Source organism: Cohnella xylanilytica, from assembly GCF_014212175.1.
In the GTDB taxonomy this organism is placed as follows: Bacteria; Bacillota; Bacilli; order Paenibacillales; family Paenibacillaceae; genus Cohnella; species Cohnella xylanilytica.
Genome location: NZ_JACJVR010000022.1, coordinates 1 through 18075, shown reverse-complemented (window position 1 = coordinate 18075; position 18075 = coordinate 1). Strand labels below are relative to the sequence as shown.

Here is an 18075-nt window from a genome sequence, read left to right as displayed (position 1 = left end):
CGCTGGAACGGTTAACCGTCGATCGGATTGGACAGGCATGGTACAATGGGAAGAGCGGGAGACCAAGGAGCGACGGGGAGAGCTTAACCGGATGGAGAAGCGGAAGGCGATTCGTCGCCTGGATTGGATGGAAGTCGGCTGGACCGCCTTGAAGCTCGGATTGACTTCGTTCGGCGGACCGGTCGCGCATATCGGCTATTTCCGGGAGGAATACGTCGTTCGCAAGCGCTGGCTGTCGGAGCGGGCGTTCGCGGATTTGACGGCGCTCTGCCAATTCCTGCCGGGTCCGGCCAGCAGCCAGCTCGGCATTAGCATCGGCATGCAGAGGGCCGGCTGGCTGGGCGGCATCGCCGCATGGCTCGGCTTCACGCTGCCGTCGGCGCTCCTGCTCGTTCTATTCGCGCTCGGCGTCAAGCACGGCGGCTGGACCGACGCCGGATGGCTGCACGGCCTCAAGCTGGTGGCCGTGGCGGTCGTCGCCCAAGCGGTATGGAGCATGGCCCGGACGCTGGCGCCGGACCGGCTGCGGGCGACGCTGGCCGGCATCGCCGCGGCGAGCGCCCTGCTCTTGCCCGGAACGATCGGGCAGTGGCTTCCGCTCGCGCTTGGGGCGCTGGCGGGCTGGCTCTGGCACCGTCCGCCGGCGCAAGACGGGGCAAGCGGCTTCAAGCCGGTCGTTCGGCCGGCTGTGGCCGCCGGGTGCCTCGCGCTGTTCGTCCTGCTGCTGTTCCTGCTGCCGCTGCTCGCTTACCGGCATCCGGCGCCGTGGCTGCAGCTCGCCGCCAGCGGCTACCGGGCGGGTTCGCTCGTCTTCGGCGGCGGGCATGTCATTCTGCCCATGCTGCAGCAGGACCCCGTCGTCAGCTCGATGCTGACGGACGACCGGTTCCTTGCGGGCTACGGCGCGGCCCAAGCGGTGCCCGGCCCGCTGTTCACGTTCGCCGCCTACGTCGGCGCGGCATCCGCCTCGGGGACGGAGAGCTGGCTGCGGGCGGGCTCGATGCTTCTGTCCGTCTTCCTGCCGTCGTTCCTGCTCATTGCCGGGACGATGCCGTTCTGGGCCCGCCTGCGCGCCTATTCGAAGGCGAGGGCCGCTCTCGCGGGCGTCAACGCTTCGGTCGTCGGCCTTCTCTTGGCCGCTTTTTACAACCCCGTATGGACAAGCTCCGTCTATAAACCGATAGATTTCGCGGCCGCGCTTGCCGGCTTCCTGCTGTTAACCGTCTGGCGGTGTCCGCCGTGGGTCGTCGCGGCGGGAGGCGCAGCGTTCGGATTCATTGCATTATGAGAGGTGATCATTGATGAGCGAGAACATTCTGATTATCGAAGACGAGGACGGCATCGCCCGCATTCTTCAGCTCGAACTGGAGCATGAAGGGTACACGGTCGGGCGCGCCAAGGACGGCCGGTCCGGGCTTGAGATGGCGACGGAGGGAGGCTGGGACCTCGTGCTGCTCGACGTCATGCTTCCCGGGCTCAACGGCATCGAGGTGCTGCGGCGCCTTCGCCAGAACGATCACGCGGTTCCGGTCATCCTGCTCACCGCGCGCGATACCGTTCCCGACAAGGTGAGCGGCTTCGAGCACGGAGCCAACGACTACGTCACGAAGCCGTTCGCGATGGAAGAGCTGCTGGCGCGGGTGCGGAACCTGCTGCGGATCTTCAAGGCTTCCCGCGAGGGCGAGGGCGAAGACGTGCTGCGCGTCGGCGACCTGACGATCGAGCTTATGACTCGGAAGGTATTCCGCAAGGACCACGCGATCGATCTGACTCCGCGCGAATTCGAGCTTCTGCTGTACCTCGCCCGGAACAAGAACGAGGAGAAGACGCGCGACGAGATTCTGTCCGACGTCTGGGGCTACGAATACATCGGCGACACGAACGTCGTCGACGTCTATATTCGCTACCTGCGGCAAAAAATGGACAAAGGGTACCGGCACAAGCTTCTGCACACGGTCAGAGGCGTCGGTTATATGGTGAAGGAGCCTGACGCATGACGCTTCGCTCTCGCTACACGCTTTTTACCGTATTCTGGTTAATCTTCATCCTTCTGCTGTACAACATCTTCGTGTACTTCTTCGTCATCCGCGTGACGACGCGCGGGGAGATGCAGCTGATGGCGAGCAAGGTCGATCTCGTCGTCGAGACGCTCCGCAAGAACAAGCTGGAGGGGATCGACGATCCGAAGCTGCTTAGCGACATGTACAACGCGAACGAGATGATGCGGATCGTGGCGAAGGACTCCAGCGTCGTCAACGTGGTCGGCATCGACAAGGAGCTGATGTCCATCACCCCGGTCGTCAGCAACGTGTCCCGTTCGGAGACGGTCCGAATCAACGGCCAGCGCGTCCTCATCTTCTCGGAGCCGATCTACCAGAACGACGATCTGGTCGGGGTGGTGGAAGGGGCGAGACGGCTGACCGTTCTCGACAGCTACTTGCAGATTCTGATCGGGGCGCTAAGCGTCACGAGCATCGGAGCCGTCGTTTTCGCGATCTTCGGCACCTACTGGTTCACGTCGCGCCTCACGGGGCCGATCGGCCAGATGGTCCAGACGATGCGAGAGATCGACCGAAGCGGCGTCTTGCACCGCGTGAAGATGGGCCGCGAAGAGTCCGTGGAGCTTCAGCAGCTCATCCGCGCGTTCAACCAGATGATCGACCGGATCGACCGCAACATCGAGAGGCAGAAGCAGTTCGTGGCCGACGCATCGCACGAGCTGAAGACGCCTCTAACGGTCATCGGTAGCTACGCGGACATGCTGAAGCGCTGGGGACGGGACAACGCCGAGGTGCGCGACGAAGCGGTGGAGGCCATCGTCAAAGAGACGGAGCGGCTGAAGAAGCTGACCCTCTCGATGCTGACCCTCGCGGAAGCGGAGCAGGACGATTGGCTGCACAAGAGCCGCTTCGACGTCGCCGGTCTCGTGAAGGAGCTGGCTTCCGTGCTCGGGACGACGTTCCAGCGGGAGATCCGCGTCCATGCCCCGTCGAGCTCCGTCGCGATGGTCGGGGACAAGGACAAGATCCGCCAGTCCCTGCAGATCGTCATCGACAACGCCATCAAGTACAGCAAGGAGCCGATCGACGTCCGCATCCGGATCGTCAAAGTCAGCGTGAAGATCGAAGTAACCGACTACGGCATCGGCGTGCCCGAGAGCGAAATTCCGTTCCTGTTCGAACGGTTCTACCGGGTGGACGAAGCCAGGCATCGCTCGACGGGGGGCAGCGGGCTCGGCTTGTCGATCGCGAAGCGCATCGTCGACCTGCACGGCGGAAGCGTCGAAGTGTTCAGCAAGTCGGGCAGCGGGACGACGATCGTCTTCCAGTTCCCTCGCAATCTTCATCATTCGTGAAATGCAGGTGCGGATAACCGGCGTCTCCCTCCAGCCGGCGTTCACTCGAATGGTCGCAATGGGCCTCGAAAAGCCGGACGTAAACTCTTCCGGGAGACAAGATGCTGAAGGGCTCGTCCACCAAAGGCCTGCGAAACCTCTTAAATCGGGGTTCCGCAGGCTTTTTTTCTTACGACATCCTATTCACTAACGAAACCTATCTCGGGATGTTTCGATTCATGCTAGAGTATGAAAAATCGTATAGATTTCGCCGTAAGAAGGTGCAAGGTTTGATTTGTGTGAATTACCATACAAATTCTACCTTATTACGGCGAGTTGCTTAGCTTTTATGTGAAAAATCATACATAATTCATTTGTTTGCGATTATTTTGGACGATGCTATTCGAAAAATCACACAAGCGAATCCGCCTGGCTGCGGCGAAGCCTGCCATGTCGGCGTAAATCCCAAATCCTATCTTTTATCGATTGCCATTAGGCTGGCAGATCGGATTTACGGATAGGCGACACCCCATCAGCGGGGATCGCGACGGCACCTACAGCGCGCTGCTTTTCCACCGGGACGAAAACGGCGCGATAACCGGCGGAATCGTTGTCTTGGATGAACGGGATGCTCGCATGGCGGCCTTCGGTCGAATCGGACGACCCGACTTGCTCCGGACGCCGAGGCTTAGGTAAGATGGAGGGGAAAGGATGGAGACGACATGAAAATGAGAGTATCGGCGGTTCAGTTCGAGCTGAAGGACGTCGAGAGATTCGAGTCCTTCCGCGAGCAAGTCGTTCATTACGTTCGCAACGCTTCCGAGTACGGCGCGAAGTTCGTGCTGTTCCCGGAGTTCGTGACGACTCCGCTTCTGGCGATCGGGGATACGACGGGCCGCGGTCAGCCCGTCGCCAAGCTGGCCGAATACACGGAGGAGTATAAAGCGCTGTTCTCCGGACTCGCGCGGGAGTACGGCGTGTACATCATCGGCGGCACGCACGTGACGCAAGCCGGCGACCGCATTCGCAACACCGCGTTCCTGTTCGCGCCGGACGGTCGGGTATGGACGCAGGACAAGCTGCACATCACGCCGACGGAACGGGAAGAATGGAACGTCTCGCCGGGCGAAGGCGTCGAAGTGTTCGAGACCGAGTACGGCAAGATCGGCCTCTTGACCTGCTACGATATCGAGTTCCCGGAGATCGTCCGCATCGTCCGGGCGAAGGGAGCCGACGTCATCTTCTGTCCGTCGTGCACCGACGACCGGCACGGCTTCTACCGCGTCCGCTACTGCTGCCATGCCCGCGCCGTGGAGAATCAGGTGTACATCGTGACGACCGGCACGGTCGGTTCGCTCCGACGGGTCGACTTCATGCGCGCCAATTACGGCCAAGCCGCCGTCATCGCCCCGAACGACATTCCGTTCCCGCCGCGCGGCATCTTGGCGGAGGGAGAGATCAACGAGGACATGCTGATTACGGCCGACCTGGATCTGTCGCTTCTGGAGGACGTCCGCAAGGCCGGTTCCGTCACGACTTGGAGGGACCGCCGAACCGACCTGTACACGGATTGGCCCTAAGGCAGGCCGAACGGAAGAATGCCAGGTTGATAGCAACGGAACAACGTTAGGATGGACAAGGATGGAATAACCGAACCAAGGAAGGAGGCGTTCGTCCATGTACAAGAGCTGGATCGCGACGGACGGGGAGCGCATGGTTCCCGCCATAATCCGCAACTACGGACCGGACGACTTCGAAGGGCTGATCCGCGTGCAGGAGGCATGCTTCCCGCCTCCGTATCCGTCCGAGCTCTGGTGGAACGAGGAGCAGCTGAGCGAACACGTCGCCCGCTTCCCGGAAGGAGCCCTGTGCGTCGAGATGGACGGGAAGGTCGTCGGTTCGATGACCGCGCTCCGACGGAGCCTGGACAACGAGGAGCGTCACGATTGGGCTTCCGTCACGGACGGCGGCTACATCCGCAACCACGAGCCGGCCGGCGACACGCTGTACATCGTCGACATCTGCGTCATGCCGGAATACCGCCGCTTCGGACTCGGCAAGTGGCTTATGCAGTCGATGTACGAGACGGTTGTCTACCTCGGCTGCCGCCGGCTGCTCGGAGCCGGCCGGATGCCGGGCTATAGCCGGGTCGCGGACCGGCTCACCCCGGAGCAGTACGTGGAGCAGGTGAAGGCGGGGGAGAGGAAGGACCCGGTTCTGACGTTCCTTCTCAAGTGCGGCCGAATGCCGGTCGGCGTCGTCCGCGATTACCTGGACGACGAAGAATCCGGCCATAACGCGGCCCTTATGGAATGGAAGAACCCGTTCCTGCCTTGATGCCCCTAGCTCTACGAGAACAATTTGATGACGAAGCCGATAACGCCTAGCGACAGATTGATCCATCCTGTCAGCTGGGCGGTTTTTTTCTCGCGCTTCATGCCGGATTCGCTATATTTCTTGGTGTCCAGCCACAGAAGATAGACGCCGCTCGCCAGGAAGAGGGCGATGGCATACCCATGGTAATTGATCGTTAAGTTGCCGTATAGCATTCGCTGGCCTTCCTCCCGTCCCCGTTCGGTAACCCGCCGCCTTATTTCCCCTTCATCCCGATTCGCCTGATTTTGATGGAAGTGCTTACTTCGAATTCGACTTCCTTGTACATCTCTTGCCAACGTTCCTTGCTCTTGACGTGCCGGTTCCAGAAGGCCGGCTGCTTGGAGCGGACGATCTCTCCGAAGCCGAATATATCCGACCCGAGCTTCTGCGTCATCTCCAGAAAGTCCTTGTAGGATTTATCGCTTCCTTCCTCCTGCAGGAGCTCGATTCGCCGAAGCGTCTTCGGGTCGTTGATGTGGATTTTGTCGCCCATCTTCTCCTCGAGATTCACGTCGATGGCGATTTGGATGGAGAAGACGGGGATGCCGTTCCGGATCCGGAGGCCGATCTTGGAGCTTCGATGGGCGGCGGCGGTCATCACCGTGCTCGGAGCTCCGTCGAGCTTGACGAAGACCCGGTATCCGGCCGGATTGATGCCTTTGACGCCCAGATACCCGGCGATTTGGAGAGGGTTCGACTTGCCTACCATCTTCGAGCCCCGGAAGAAAGCGAGCCCTTTGACTTCAACGTTCTGCTCCTTCTTGATCTCCACGTAGGGAAGGAACCCTTCCTGGCCCTTCTTGGACGAATTGCTCCAGAAGATGCCGATGTAATCCTTCGGGAATTTGCCCATCCGAATGCCCTCGTCCAGCGTCGACATCAAATAGAGCGTCGGAACCCGTTCCAGCTTCGGGGCGGCGACCATCAAATCCTTCGCGCTTCCCTTGGAGACCATCATCCAAGCCATTCGCCGGACTTCCGAATTGCGCCGGAAGTAATCGTTGACGTTCTCCAGCCCTTTTTTGGCCAGCTGCTCGGAGACGACGATCACCCGCAGATGGCCGAAAAACAGTCTGGATGATATTTGCTGCTGCAAGTTCATGATCGCGTCGTCCACCGAGTGTCCGACGACGTCGACGACCCATACCGTCTGCCCGGCACTGCCCTTGCCGCCCCCGCCGCTCTCGCCGGGACCGAGGGGAATTCGGCCGGGGAGGGCGATCTGAACGGCGACCCGAACCATATCCTTGCTCGGGACGGGCTGGGATCCTTGCAGATGGCTGACCTCGTCTTCTTCCGCTTCCGCTTCCGGGCTCGCCGTGTCGATCGATACTCCCAGCACGACGGCCCGCTCCTCGATCTCGAGCCGGTCCCAGCAGCCGGTCAGCGCGATAACGAAGAAGGAGGCGACGATCAGCCGCCTGCCTAATTTAAGGATTCGATCGGTCGTCAACGCGCTCCCCTCTTTTCTTGCGAAGAATGGAGACGACAAGCAGCATAGCGGGATAGGCGATCGTAATGAACAGCCCGATTCGGCCGACCAGTTCGATAATTTGGTACATCTGGACGATGTTCTGAGGCTGCATGGCCATGACGAAGACGAACGGCAGCAGAAAAAACGAGAACATCCGGTGGTCTTTGAGCTTCAGAAGCTGGCTGGCCGACTGGATTGTAAGAAAATAGCTCGACAGGAGGGTGGTGAAGACCGCGGTGACCCACACGGCGAGGAAGGCGGCATCGAGCCGTTCCAGGACGTTCGCCGGAAGCGAGGTCGCCTTGGCCAGTTCGAGCGTCGGCCATAGCAGCTTCTTGGTCTCTTCCGCGCCGAAGACGCTCACCGTGGCGGCCACAATAATGACGTACAGACCGCCGGCGACGAGCATGCCGACCATGCTGGCCCTCATCGCGTATTCCGGTCTGCGCATATGCGGAATGACGGACGTCAGGATGAACGAGCCTTGGAACAGCGCCGTGATCGTGATGATGCCTCTTGTAACCCCGACCGGCCGGTTGCCCCAGATCGGGAGGATATTCTGGACGTCCGCGTTCTTGAGCGACAGCGCCACGATGAACAAGGCCGGGAACAGCAGCAGCGGAAAATAAAAGTAGTGAATGTACGAGAACGTCGTCAAGTTGTTGCGTACCGACAGCGCGGCGAGAAGCAGCATGACGATAACCGTCACTTCGACCGGCGTCTTCTTCAAGACCGCCGTGACGACGACTTCCCCGAATTCCCGGGCGGTCAGGGAAGTGAGCACCGCGAAGAAGCCGATGACGAGCAAGCTTCCGAGCCGCCCCGGCCACTTGCCGATGATCGTCTCTCCGTATTGGACGATCGTCTGCTCGGGGAATCGCATGCCGAGGACGGCGATGAGAACCACGCCGACCGTCGCGAACAGAACGGCGACGAACGTAATGAGCGGGGCGCCCGAATCCCCGGCGTTCACGGCGAAGAGAGGAAGAGGGAGCACGCCGACTCCGATGATCGTGCTGACGAGAATAGAAGCGGTCTCGATTACGGTAATATGCCTCTTGGGCTCCATGGGGCTAACGCTCCTGCTTGTTTTTGATCTTCTGCGGATCCAATACGTTTCTCGCCTCGCGTTCGGGAGGAGTGTTGGAGCCAAGTCGATCCCGGTCGATCGTCTGAAGGAACGCCGGCCTCTTCTTCATCCACCATAGCGGACCGCGAATGAGCAAATCCTTGAGACCTTGGAAGTTGCCCGGGATCAGCGGACTCAAATAAGGGATGCCGAACGACTTCAGGGACAGCATGTGGTTCGCGATCAGGATGAGACCGATCATGACGCCGTACAAGCCGAAGATGCCAGCCATGATCACGAGCGGGAACCGCAGCAGGCGAAGCGCGAGCGCTGCGTTATAAGCCGGCGTGGCGAACGATCCGATCGTCGTCAGCGCGATGATGACGACCGTGATCGGGCTGGCGAAGCCGGCCGATACGGCCGCCTGGCCGATGACGAGCACCCCGACGATGGAGAGCGCGCCGCCGACCTGCTGAGGCAGGCGGATCGTCGCTTCCCGCAGCACCTCCATCGAGATCTCCATGATCAGTACTTCGACGACGGCGGGGAAGGGCACGCCCGCTCTTCCGCCGGCGACCGCGACCGCGAATTCCGTCGGGATCAGCTCGGGATTGAAGGAGATGATGGAGACGTACAGGGACGGGAAAACGAGCGAGAACATAAGCGCGACGAGCCGGGCCATCCGGATCGCGCTCATAAGCAGGAATCGTTCGGTATAATCCTCGACGGTCTGGTAGAATTGGCTGAACACCGTCGGCACGATCAGCGCCAGCGGGGATCCGTCGACGAGAATCGCGACCCGCCCTTCGAGAAGGTTGGCGACCACTTTGTCCGGCCGTTCCGTATACTGGACCTGGGGGAACGGGGTAATGTGGTTATCCTCGATATATTGTTCGAGATATCCGGAATCGAGCACCCCGTCGACGTCGATCTTGGACAACCGGCGTTTGACTTCGTTCACCAGCTCCGGGTTCGTGATCCCGTCGATATGGCAGATGGCGACCGACGAGTGCGTCCGGCGGCCGATCTCCATGGTATGCACGCGGAACTCCGGCGTTTGAAGCCGGTAGCGAATGAGGGAGAGGTTCGTCCCAAGCATCTCGATGAAGCCTTCCCGGGGACCGCGGATCACTTGTTCGGTGAGCGGCTGCTCGATCCCCCGCTTCTCGATGTGGCGCGTCTCGACGACGATCGCGCCTTCCAGTCCGTCGATCACGACGACGGACTGGCCATGGACGAGACCGGAGATCCATCGGTCGGGCGCCTCTTCGATTTTCGCCTGGCTGAAGAAGAGGGAGTCGTTAATCAGAACGTCGCGCAGCCTCTCCGGAGGGAGATCGTCCACATCGTCCAGCTGCAAGGGCCGGTACATGAGGGGCCTTAAGACGTTCGTATTCAGCATCTCGGGGTTGATCATATTGGAGAAGCCGAACAGCGCGGCCGGGTAACGGCCGAACACCTGGAACCTTCGCGCCGAGAAGTCTCCGTTGTCTCCGCATTTCCCTTCGATATAAGCGATTTTGTCTTCGAATGTGCCAAGCGAAGCCGATGTGGACATGACGCAACCCCCCGAACCGTTCGACTTGGAGCTTGACTACCAGCTTTGACATCCGAGGGTTCGTTTAAACGACGGGAGAAGGAGATTGCTCTTGGGCCGCAAGCTATATTAAAGTAAGGGATGTACCGACAACCGACCTTATCGATTCGGATTCCAAGGACCAAGGAGAGGACTTAACCGATGCTGCAATACCGGAAAATCTCGTCGATCGACGATCCTTATTTCGCCAAGATGCATCGCTTGATGGGAGAAGTGTTCCCGCCGGAGGAGGTGCTCGCCTTCGAGCTGTGGAGAGAGCCGCTGCAGGATCCGACGATCCAGGTGTACGTCGCGGTTCTGGACGGCGAGGTCGTCGGAGCGACGGAATACCGCTACCGTCCCGAACTCGCGGTCGCGATGACCGACTTCACGATTATCGGGCGCGCCGGCCTCGGCATCGGACGGTTCCTGCTGACGGAGCGGGAGAAGCATCTGCGCGAGCTCGAGAAGGAATCCGGCGTTCCGTCGCTCGGCATGTTCGCCGAGATTTACGATCCCGGGACCGAAGCGGCGTCTTCGCTGGCCTTCGGAAGCGTGTCGCCGATGAACCCGCTCGTCCGCCGCGAAGTGCTGTCCCATCTCGGCTTCAAGAAGCTGGACGTCGAATACGTGCATCCGTCCTGGGACCACGAAGGCAAGGCGGTCCGCGGGCTCGACTTCTGCTTCCGCCCGGCGGACGAATCGGCCGATTCGCTGCCTTCGTCGCTGCCGGGCCGATTCCTGAGGTGGTACTATTCGGCCCTGCCGAACAAGCCGCGGGAGTGGGAAGAGATGATGGAAGCGATCGAAGCGCGGGACCGCATCGCCCTTCTGCCGATATAACCGTCCGGAAGAGAGCATCCTAAGCAGATGAAAATCACGTTTCTAGGCAACGGGGATTCGCTCGGAACTCCAAGGGTGTATTGCGATTGCGAGGTCTGCGCGGAAGCGCGGAAGACGGGGGAGAACGTCCGGCTTCGGCCGTCGGTCTGGCTGGAGGCGGAGGGAGAAGAGCCGCTGCTCGTCGATTGCGGGCCGGATTGGCGGACGCAGATGGAACGGCTGGGCGTCCGGAAGGTCGGGCGGTGCCTGCTCACGCACGCGCACTTCGACCATATCGGGGGACTCGTGGAATGGGCGGACGCTTGCCGCTGGCGCGAGGAGACGGCCGACCTGTACGCGCCCGGGGAAGTGCTCGAAGAGGTGATGGGGCGCTTCCCTTGGCTGGGCGGACGTCTGACGATGAAGGCCGTCGACGGCGGGCTCAGCTACGGCGGGTGGACCGTCCGGACGTGGAAGGTGAACCACGGCAAGAACGGGTTCGCGTACGCCTACCGGTTCGACCGTCCGGACGGACGCGCCCAGCCTTGGGCGTATTGCCCGGACTCGTTCGACCTGTCCGAAGAGGAGAAGCGGCCCCTGCGCGGTCTCGGCTTGCTCGTTCTCGGCACGAGCTTCTACGAGGAGCCGTATCCGCGGGAGACCCGCTCCCTGTACGACGTGAAGGAAGGGCTGCGCCTCGTCGAGGAAGTCGGGGCCGAGAGGGCGATCTTCACCCATCTGTCCCATGACATCGACCTGAGGCGCGATTACGGGCTGCCGCCGTCCGTCGAGTTCGCTCGCGAAGGGATGATCGCTCGGCCGTAAGACGGCATTCGTCGTCCCCGTCGCGCCGCGCGCCCGGGAGGGAGTTCCTGTCGAAGGAGACCGGAGCTTCAGTCCCGGCTGCGGATGACTAGCAGCTCGCCGGAGCCGAGGACGATCGTTCCCTCCGGTTCGGCCAGAAGATTGCTGATGCCGAGCGACATGCCGATCCGCAAGACGGCTTCGCGAAGCGGGTAGGCGAAGCCGACCAGCGTCACCCCCGCCGCCTCCGGCGTGAGGGGAAGCAAGGATACGTTCGGATAGCGGGAATCCGCTTCCAGCCGGCAGTCGATCGGGCCGGCGAGGAAGCGGATTTCGTTATGTTCGTCGGCCAGCATCGCCCGGCTGCCCAACTCGTGGGCCAGCCGAAGCAGATGGACGTTCGCCAGGCTGTGGTCGAATCTCGTGCCGAGCCCGCCGACGATGACGATGTCGCGGAAGCCTCTTGAGATCGCTTCGCGCAGGGCGAGCTCGGTGTCGGTCCAATCTTTGTCGACGGCGTCGAAGGCGAGGCATTCGCCCGCCGCTTCCCGGACGGCGGCGAGCTGGCGTTCGTCGATCGAGTCGAAGTCCCCGACGGCGAGGCGGGGCGGATGCCCCCGTTCCGTCAGGAACAAGGCGCCCCGGTCCGCGCCGATCAAGTAGTCGTCCTCGCGGATGAGGGGAAGGGCCCAGTCGCCCAGCCGGCCCCCCGTGAAGATTAAGGCGCGCGGCCGCGCCGCGTTCGTCGTCATTTCTCGCGTTCCTCCTTAAGATAAGCGGCCCGTCCAGCCGCCGCTCTCCCCATTATAATGCGGAAGGGGCGCGCGTGGCGAACCAGAAAAAGGTTGCGCGCCCGGAAAGGCTGCCGATAAAATAGGTCTATTGGCGTAACTCGACAAGAATCGCAGGAATCGACGGAGGCGGCATCATTTTGGATTGGGACGTCTTTCATTTATTCAGTCTGATCGGCACGATCGCGTTCGCGGCCAGCGGGGCGATCGTGGCGATGGAAGAGGAATACGATATTCTCGGCGTGATCGTGCTGGGGTTCGTCACGGCGTTCGGCGGCGGAGTCGTGCGCAATCTGTTGATCGGCGCGCCGGTGACGACGCTCTGGAGCCAGAGCCTCTTCCTCAACACGGCGATCGTGACCGTTCTTATCGTGTTTTTCCTGCCGGTGACGTGGATTCATCATTGGAAAAGGGCGGAGGCGTTCTTCGACGCCATCGGGCTGTCCGCGTTCGCCATCCAGGGGGCGTTGTACGCCGTGGACGCGCGGCTCCCGATCAACGCCGTCATGGTAGCCGCCATGCTGACGGGCATCGGGGGCGGGATGATCCGCGATATCATGGCGGGCCGCAAGCCGCTCGTTCTGCGCGACGAGATCTATGCGGTATGGGCCCTCGCCGCGGGGTTCGCGGTCGGACTCGGCCGGATCGACGGCACCTGGGAACTGCTCGTGCTGTTTATTCTCATCGTCGTATTCCGAATGCTGTCCGTTCATTACAAATGGAAGCTTCCGCGCCGCTCCCTGCGGTCGGCGGGAGGAAGAGAAAGGGAAGGTTCATGATGGCTTACCGCGTATTGTTCGTATGTCTGGGCAACATCTGCCGCTCGCCGATGGCGGAAGCGGTGTTCCGCGACCGGATCCGCGCCGCGGGTCTGGCGAACCAGGTGGAAGTCTCGTCGGCGGGAACGGGGGATTGGCACGTCGGCCGTCCTCCTCACGAGGGAACCCGCAAGCTGCTGGACCGTCACGGCATCTCTTACGAGGGGATGAGAGCCAGCCAGCTGAAGCGGGAGGACGGAGAAGCCTACGATTTGATCGTCGCCATGGATTCCCGCAACGAAGAGGACATTCGCTCGATGATTGGCCCCGGAGCGAAGGCCGAAGTCATCCGGTTCCTGACCCTCGCTCCCGAGCTCGGCCTCGAGGACGTTCCGGATCCGTACTACACCGGCAACTTCGACGAAGTGTACGAGATGGTGCGCGCCGGCTGCGACCGTCTCGTCGGGAGAATCGAAGCGAAGGGGAGTAACCGGGATTGAGCGAAGACGCCAAGAGGACGGAGGAAGCGCCGCTCCTGCCGCTGACGGCCATGAGAAGCGCGAGCGGGGAAGCGCTGAACGCCAGGCTGACCGAGATCAAGGAGCTGTCCCGCGGCGATCTCGAGGCTTACCGGCTCGTACAGGATCCGGCATTCGGCGATTATTACTTGCATTACGCCGTTCGTCATTTAAATCTCGCGGCGGGAGGCGCGGAAGAAGAGTATCATCATCTGCTTCCGCTCGAGCATGACGAAGTCATCGCCGCGGCCCTCGGGTCGCCTCCGCCCGCGTATCCGGACGAATGGAACAAGCCGTATCTGCGGAACGGCCCGGACGGCTCGTTCGTCTGGTACGATCCCGAAGGGGCGCATTCGACGGCCGCTTACGAGGCGGCGGCGGAAGCGCTGCGGGAGAAGCTGCTCGCGTTCCGGCGGGAGGGGCGCGCCGGCGAGGAAGAGGTGCGGCGTCTGCTCGAGGAGTCGGAACGGCTGCTTCCGCCGCGAGAGGAATAGCTCGCGTCTTCCGGGTTCGATAGAGAGTCCGTTATGTTCAAAAAGCCTGCGCGGCCGGGAACGATTCCCGGATGTGCGCAGGCTTTGCCTTGCATCGGAGCGGCAGGCGGCTATCCTGCTGTCCCGGCTGCGGCGATTTGTTATTACATATGCGCGGAAGGCCCGAGGAACGCGGCGAGCGCTTCGGGGAGCTCCGATTGCCAGAAGCCCCACTTGTGCTCTCCGTTTTTCTCCCGGTAATCGATGTAGGCTCCCCGAAGCTCCAGCATGCGCCGCGCCGAACGGTTCAAGTCGACGAAGTCGAACGTCCCGTGATCGGTCTCGTAGGCGTTCTCCTGAAGCCCGACCGTCATCCAGACGGAGAGCTCCGACAGGTCGGGCGCCGTCAGCAGCTGTTCGATGGAGCCTTCGTAATAGGCGCCCGACAGCGAGAGAATGCGGGTGAACAGATCCGGCCGCGCCAGCGCGATCGACAGGCTCGCGGCCGCGCCCAGCGAGTCGCCGGCGAGCAGCCGCCGCTCCGGCGTCCGGGCGACGGAGGTCCGGGCTTCGACGAAGGGGACGAGTTCGTCGACGAAGAAGCGCACGTACGCTTCGTGGCGCTCGCCGCCCGGCATGTATTCGGAGGTGCGCACCTTCTTGTCGACGTCGACGCCGACGATGACGAACGGCTCCCAGTTCCGTTCGAGAATAAGAGCGTGGGAGATCGTGGCGATCCGCCCGAAGTTGAAGAAGTCTTCGCCGTCCTGGCAATAGACGACGGGATATTCGAGATCCTCCCGGTACCCGGGAGGCAAATACAGGCGGAGGGTTCTTCGGCCCTCGGCCAAGTAGGCGCTCGTCACCTCGTGACGAACGATCGTGCGTCTGGTCTGGCGGTCTTCGCTCATGTTCAACATCCTCTCGTCGGGTAAGCTTGGGCATGGCTGGGATAGGGCTGGAATAGGGCCGGGTATGGCCGGCGTCCGGCATGGGCACACCATAATGGAAGAGCGGGGACCTTCGCGCGCCCGCTGGGGCGAACAGCGTCTAGCGCCGGAGAACGGCCCCGCATCCGCGCGAGAGAACCGTGAAATCGTTGTCATCTGGCGGATAAGGACTCGTCGCGGCCCCGCTTTGTATTACTGTGTTACAGCCATAACATGATCCTGTACTACAAACATTCGCGTCAATAAAACAAAGTAAAATCGGGAAAAATGGCTTTTTTGCTTTGACCAAATGAGTCATACAGAGCTATAATAATTCTATAACAGAAAGCCCTCTTCCACAATTCTAGACGAGGTGAGCGATAATGAGTAAAGGTTCCCTGGACGCTCCGGCAATGCCGGTTCATTCTCTTGCGCACGAAGTGCGCTCGGAAGATGTCGCGCCGCTGCGCGTATTGTCTCCCGAAGGCGAAGTCATCAACCCCGAACGGATGCCCGACCTGACCGACGAACAGCTGAAGGAAGTTATGTACCGCATGGTGTTCACCCGCACGTGGGACGACCGCGCCGTCAATCTCGGCCGCCAAGGCCGTCTCGGCTTCTACGCGCCGGTATCCGGCCAGGAGGGCACGATGGTCGGCAGCGAATACGCGCTGACCAAGGACGACTTCGTCTGCCCGGGCTACCGCGACATGCCGCAGCTCGTCTGGCACGGCCTTCCGCTGTACCAGGCGTTCCTGTATTCCCGCGGCCACCAGCATGGCGGGCAGATTCCGGAAGGCGTCAACGTGCTGATGCCGCAGATCATCATCGGCGCGCAGATCCTGCATGCCACGGGCATCGCGATGGGCTTCAAGCTGAAGGGCGAGAAGCGGGTAGCCATCACGTACACCGGCGACGGCGGCTCTTCGGAAGGCGACTTCTACGAAGGGCTCAACTTCGCGGGCGCGTTCAAGCTTCCGGTCATCTACTTCGTGCAGAATAACGGCTATGCGATCACGACGCCGTTCGCGAAGCAGACGGGCGCCCAATCGATCGCCCACAAGGCGCTGGCCGCCGGCATCCGCGGCGTTCAAGTCGACGGCATGGACGTGCTCGCCGTCATCTCCGCCGTTCAGGAAGCGGCCGCGATCGCCCGCGACGGCGGCGGCGCGACGCTGATCGAAGGCCTTACCTACCGGTTCCGCCCGCACTCGATGTCCGACGACGCGACCAAGTACCGCACGAAGGAAGAAGAGCAGGAGTGGAGCCTGAAGGATCCGATCGTCCGCTTCGGCAAGTTCCTGGAAGCGAAGGGGCTGTGGACGGAAGAAGACACGGCGCGCGTGAAGGAAGAAGCGAAGAACGCGGTGAACGAGCACATCAAGAAGGCCGAGCAGACCGAGAAGATGACGGTTCCGGGCCTGATCGACAGCATGTTCGAGAATACGCCGCCGCACCTGGAAGAGCAGAAGGCAGAATTCCAATAAAGCAAGCGATACGGCTGATAAACCATAGATGGGAGAGTTAGCACCATGGCGCAAATGAATATGATCGAAGCCATTAAAGACGCGATGCGGGTCGAGCTGAAGCGCGACCCGAGCGTGCTCATCTTCGGCGAAGACGTCGGCCACGTCGGCGGCGTATTCCGGGCGACGGAAGGCCTGCAGGCCGAATTCGGGGAGAACCGCGTGTTCGACACGCCGCTCGCCGAATCCGCCATCGGCGGCCTGGCGGTCGGCCTCGGCACCCAAGGCTTCCGCCCGATCGCGGAGATTCAATTCGTCGGCTTCATCTTCGAAGCCCTCGACCAGATGTTCGTCCAAGCGGCGCGCATGCGCTACCGTTCCGGCGGCCGCTACAACGCGCCGATCGTCTTCCGCACTCCGTTCGGAGGCGGCGTCAAGGCGGCCGAGCTGCACACCGACTCCCTCGAAGGCTTGGCGATCCAGACGCCGGGCATCAAGGTCGTCGTTCCTTCGAACCCGTACGACGCGAAGGGACTGCTCATCTCCGCGATCCGCGACAACGATCCGGTCTTCTTCATGGAGCATTTGAACTTATACCGCGCGTTCCGCGACGAAGTTCCCGAAGGCGAATACACGGTGCCGATCGGCAAAGCCAACGTCGTCCGCGAAGGCACGGACGTGACGATTATCGCATACGGCCTCATGGTTCATACGGCGAAGAAGGCGGCCGACGAGCTCGCCAAGAACGGCGTCAACGCCGAGGTTATCGACCTCCGCACGCTGATGCCGCTCGACATCGACACGATCGTCGCTTCCATCCAGAAGACGAACCGCGCCATCGTGGTGCAGGAAGCGCAGAAGACGTCCGGCGCCGCCGCCGAGATCATCGCCCAGATCAACGAGAAGGCGATCCTGCACCTGGAAGCTCCGGTTCTGCGCTGCGCGGGCCCGGATACGGTGTATCCGTTCGCCCAGATCGAGGACGCCTGGCTTCCGACGCCGGCGCGCATCGTGAAGACCGTCAACCAAGTGCTGCAGTTCTAATAGGACAGGGGGATTCGACGTGGCTCGATTCGAATATCGGTTCCCGGAGCTCGGCGAAGGCTTGCATGAAGGCGAAATCGTCAAGATGCACATCGCGCCGGGCCAGACGGTGACAGACGAAGACATTATCATGGAAGTACAGAACGACAAGGCGATCGTCGAAGTTCCTTGCCCGGTCAACGGCAAGGTGCTCGAAGTGTTCGGCAAGGACGGCCAAGTGATGCACGTCGGCGACGTCGTCGCGGTCATCGAAGCCGAAGGGGAGCTGCCGGAATCGATCCACGCGTCGGACGCGCAGTCCAAGGACGGCAACGCTTCGACCGGCGGCGCCGACACGAAGGGACAGCCGGCGCAAGCGCCGGCCGCCGAAGCGGCTCCGGCTCCCGCCGCCGCTCAAGCTCAAGCTCAAGCTCAAGCCGCTCCGGCCGCGAAGCGCGATAGCGCGCTCGTGCTCGCCACCCCGAGCGTGCGCAAGCTCGCCCGCGAGAAGGGCGTCGCCATCGCCGAAGTGAACGGCACCGGCAAGAACGGCCGCATCACGCGCGACGACGTGCTCGCGTTCGCCGGCGGCGGCGCAGCGGCGGCGGCCGCGCCTGCGCAAGCCGCGGAAGCCCCGGCAGCCGCCGGACAAGCCGCGGCGG

The 18075-nt window shown here is 61.9% G+C and carries 19 protein-coding genes; 13 read left to right on the top strand and 6 right to left on the bottom strand.

Annotation, left to right across the window (positions count from 1 at the left end):
- Window positions 1–37: 37 nt before the first annotated feature.
- The 5 genes from chrA (at window position 38) to H7B90_RS06910 (ending at window position 5671) form a co-directional block, all read left to right on the top strand.
- Window positions 38–1288: a chromate efflux transporter gene (gene chrA / locus H7B90_RS06930; protein WP_212959614.1), complete on the top strand. Its 1251-nt coding sequence runs from the start codon at window positions 38–40 to the stop codon at window positions 1286–1288.
- A 13-nt stretch (window positions 1289–1301) separates the two neighbouring features.
- A complete protein-coding gene (locus H7B90_RS06925; protein WP_281421290.1) occupies window positions 1302–1997 on the top strand; it encodes a response regulator transcription factor in 696 nt (231 codons plus the stop codon).
- A complete protein-coding gene (locus H7B90_RS06920; protein ID WP_185135135.1) occupies window positions 1994–3355 on the top strand; it encodes a sensor histidine kinase in 1362 nt (453 codons plus the stop codon). Before H7B90_RS06925 ends, H7B90_RS06920 begins: the two co-directional genes overlap by 4 nt.
- Window positions 3356–4056: 701 nt before the next feature.
- Entirely contained in the window at window positions 4057–4914 is an 858-nt protein-coding gene (locus tag H7B90_RS06915; RefSeq protein WP_185135134.1) for a carbon-nitrogen hydrolase family protein, read from the top strand.
- A gap of 97 nt (window positions 4915–5011) precedes the next feature.
- On the top strand, window positions 5012–5671 hold the full coding sequence (locus tag H7B90_RS06910; RefSeq protein ID WP_185135133.1) for a GNAT family N-acetyltransferase: 660 nt from the start codon (window positions 5012–5014) through the stop codon (window positions 5669–5671).
- 11 nt (window positions 5672–5682) lie between these two features.
- On the opposite strand, the gene H7B90_RS06905 is transcribed toward H7B90_RS06910, so the two are convergent.
- Genes H7B90_RS06905 through H7B90_RS06890 form a run of 4 tightly spaced genes read right to left on the bottom strand, consistent with a single transcriptional unit; the run spans window position 5683 to window position 9811 of the window.
- The gene (locus tag H7B90_RS06905; RefSeq protein ID WP_185135132.1) at window positions 5683–5883 is read right to left on the bottom strand and encodes a CLC_0170 family protein; all 201 of its coding nucleotides are present in this window, start codon (window positions 5881–5883) and stop codon (window positions 5683–5685) included.
- Window positions 5884–5924: 41 nt separating this feature from the next.
- Window positions 5925–7163, bottom strand: a complete 1239-nt coding sequence (locus tag H7B90_RS06900) for a Ger(x)C family spore germination protein (protein WP_185135131.1) — start codon at window positions 7161–7163, stop codon at window positions 5925–5927.
- A complete protein-coding gene (locus H7B90_RS06895) occupies window positions 7141–8253 on the bottom strand; it encodes a GerAB/ArcD/ProY family transporter (RefSeq protein ID WP_185135130.1) in 1113 nt (370 codons plus the stop codon). Before H7B90_RS06895 ends, H7B90_RS06900 begins: the two co-directional genes overlap by 23 nt.
- A 4-nt stretch (window positions 8254–8257) precedes the next feature.
- On the bottom strand, window positions 8258–9811 hold the full coding sequence (locus tag H7B90_RS06890) for a spore germination protein (protein ID WP_185135129.1): 1554 nt from the start codon (window positions 9809–9811) through the stop codon (window positions 8258–8260).
- Between the two features lie 180 nt (window positions 9812–9991).
- Here H7B90_RS06890 and H7B90_RS06885 point away from each other — a divergent pair, with 180 nt between their 5' ends.
- Together H7B90_RS06885 and H7B90_RS06880 are read left to right on the top strand one after the other, a co-directional pair.
- Window positions 9992–10672: a GNAT family N-acetyltransferase gene (locus tag H7B90_RS06885; RefSeq protein WP_185135128.1), complete on the top strand. Its 681-nt coding sequence runs from the start codon at window positions 9992–9994 to the stop codon at window positions 10670–10672.
- A gap of 27 nt (window positions 10673–10699) precedes the next feature.
- Window positions 10700–11476, top strand: a complete 777-nt coding sequence (locus H7B90_RS06880) for an MBL fold metallo-hydrolase (RefSeq protein WP_185135127.1) — start codon at window positions 10700–10702, stop codon at window positions 11474–11476.
- A gap of 68 nt (window positions 11477–11544) precedes the next feature.
- Here H7B90_RS06880 and H7B90_RS06875 read toward each other — a convergent pair whose 3' ends face one another.
- On the bottom strand, window positions 11545–12207 hold the full coding sequence (locus H7B90_RS06875; RefSeq protein WP_185135126.1) for a thiamine diphosphokinase: 663 nt from the start codon (window positions 12205–12207) through the stop codon (window positions 11545–11547).
- 179 nt (window positions 12208–12386) lie between these two features.
- Here H7B90_RS06875 and H7B90_RS06870 point away from each other — a divergent pair, with 179 nt between their 5' ends.
- From H7B90_RS06870 to H7B90_RS06860, 3 genes are read left to right on the top strand one after another with little or no spacing between them, the layout of a single operon-like run.
- On the top strand, window positions 12387–13025 hold the full coding sequence (locus tag H7B90_RS06870; protein WP_185135125.1) for a trimeric intracellular cation channel family protein: 639 nt from the start codon (window positions 12387–12389) through the stop codon (window positions 13023–13025).
- Window positions 13022–13504: a low molecular weight protein-tyrosine-phosphatase gene (locus H7B90_RS06865; RefSeq protein WP_185135124.1), complete on the top strand. Its 483-nt coding sequence runs from the start codon at window positions 13022–13024 to the stop codon at window positions 13502–13504. Before H7B90_RS06870 ends, H7B90_RS06865 begins: the two co-directional genes overlap by 4 nt.
- The gene (locus H7B90_RS06860) at window positions 13501–14016 is read left to right on the top strand and encodes a hypothetical protein (RefSeq protein WP_185135123.1); all 516 of its coding nucleotides are present in this window, start codon (window positions 13501–13503) and stop codon (window positions 14014–14016) included. The genes H7B90_RS06865 and H7B90_RS06860 overlap by 4 nt, the downstream gene beginning before the upstream one ends.
- Before the next feature lie 143 nt (window positions 14017–14159).
- On the opposite strand, the gene H7B90_RS06855 is transcribed toward H7B90_RS06860, so the two are convergent.
- Window positions 14160–14906, bottom strand: a complete 747-nt coding sequence (locus tag H7B90_RS06855) for an alpha/beta hydrolase (RefSeq protein WP_185135122.1) — start codon at window positions 14904–14906, stop codon at window positions 14160–14162.
- Window positions 14907–15337: 431 nt separating this feature from the next.
- Here H7B90_RS06855 and pdhA point away from each other — a divergent pair, with 431 nt between their 5' ends.
- The 3 genes from pdhA to H7B90_RS06840 form a co-directional block, all read left to right on the top strand.
- On the top strand, window positions 15338–16411 hold the full coding sequence (pdhA, locus tag H7B90_RS06850; protein ID WP_373315892.1) for a pyruvate dehydrogenase (acetyl-transferring) E1 component subunit alpha: 1074 nt from the start codon (window positions 15338–15340) through the stop codon (window positions 16409–16411).
- Between the two features lie 45 nt (window positions 16412–16456).
- On the top strand, window positions 16457–17434 hold the full coding sequence (locus H7B90_RS06845; protein WP_185135120.1) for an alpha-ketoacid dehydrogenase subunit beta: 978 nt from the start codon (window positions 16457–16459) through the stop codon (window positions 17432–17434).
- Window positions 17435–17453: 19 nt separating this feature from the next.
- On the top strand, window positions 17454–18075 hold a 622-nt coding region (locus H7B90_RS06840), incomplete at its 3' end, for an E3 binding domain-containing protein (RefSeq protein ID WP_185135119.1).

Coding starts and splice junctions, on each gene's coding strand:
- H7B90_RS06880 (WP_185135127.1), top strand. CDS start 10,700: ATGAAAATCACGTTTCTAGGCAACGGGGATTCGCTCGGAACTCCAAGG.
- H7B90_RS06875 (WP_185135126.1), bottom strand. CDS start 12,207: ATGACGACGAACGCGGCGCGGCCGCGCGCCTTAATCTTCACGGGGGGC.
- H7B90_RS06915 (WP_185135134.1), top strand. CDS start 4,057: ATGAAAATGAGAGTATCGGCGGTTCAGTTCGAGCTGAAGGACGTCGAG.
- H7B90_RS06855 (WP_185135122.1), bottom strand. CDS start 14,906: ATGAGCGAAGACCGCCAGACCAGACGCACGATCGTTCGTCACGAGGTG.
- pdhA (WP_373315892.1), top strand. CDS start 15,338: ATGCCGGTTCATTCTCTTGCGCACGAAGTGCGCTCGGAAGATGTCGCG.
- H7B90_RS06845 (WP_185135120.1), top strand. CDS start 16,457: ATGGCGCAAATGAATATGATCGAAGCCATTAAAGACGCGATGCGGGTC.
- H7B90_RS06865 (WP_185135124.1), top strand. CDS start 13,022: ATGATGGCTTACCGCGTATTGTTCGTATGTCTGGGCAACATCTGCCGC.
- H7B90_RS06925 (WP_281421290.1), top strand. CDS start 1,302: ATGAGCGAGAACATTCTGATTATCGAAGACGAGGACGGCATCGCCCGC.
- H7B90_RS06890 (WP_185135129.1), bottom strand. CDS start 9,811: ATGTCCACATCGGCTTCGCTTGGCACATTCGAAGACAAAATCGCTTAT.
- chrA (WP_212959614.1), top strand. CDS start 38: ATGGTACAATGGGAAGAGCGGGAGACCAAGGAGCGACGGGGAGAGCTT.
- H7B90_RS06910 (WP_185135133.1), top strand. CDS start 5,012: ATGTACAAGAGCTGGATCGCGACGGACGGGGAGCGCATGGTTCCCGCC.
- H7B90_RS06905 (WP_185135132.1), bottom strand. CDS start 5,883: ATGCTATACGGCAACTTAACGATCAATTACCATGGGTATGCCATCGCC.
- H7B90_RS06920 (WP_185135135.1), top strand. CDS start 1,994: ATGACGCTTCGCTCTCGCTACACGCTTTTTACCGTATTCTGGTTAATC.
- H7B90_RS06895 (WP_185135130.1), bottom strand. CDS start 8,253: ATGGAGCCCAAGAGGCATATTACCGTAATCGAGACCGCTTCTATTCTC.
- H7B90_RS06885 (WP_185135128.1), top strand. CDS start 9,992: ATGCTGCAATACCGGAAAATCTCGTCGATCGACGATCCTTATTTCGCC.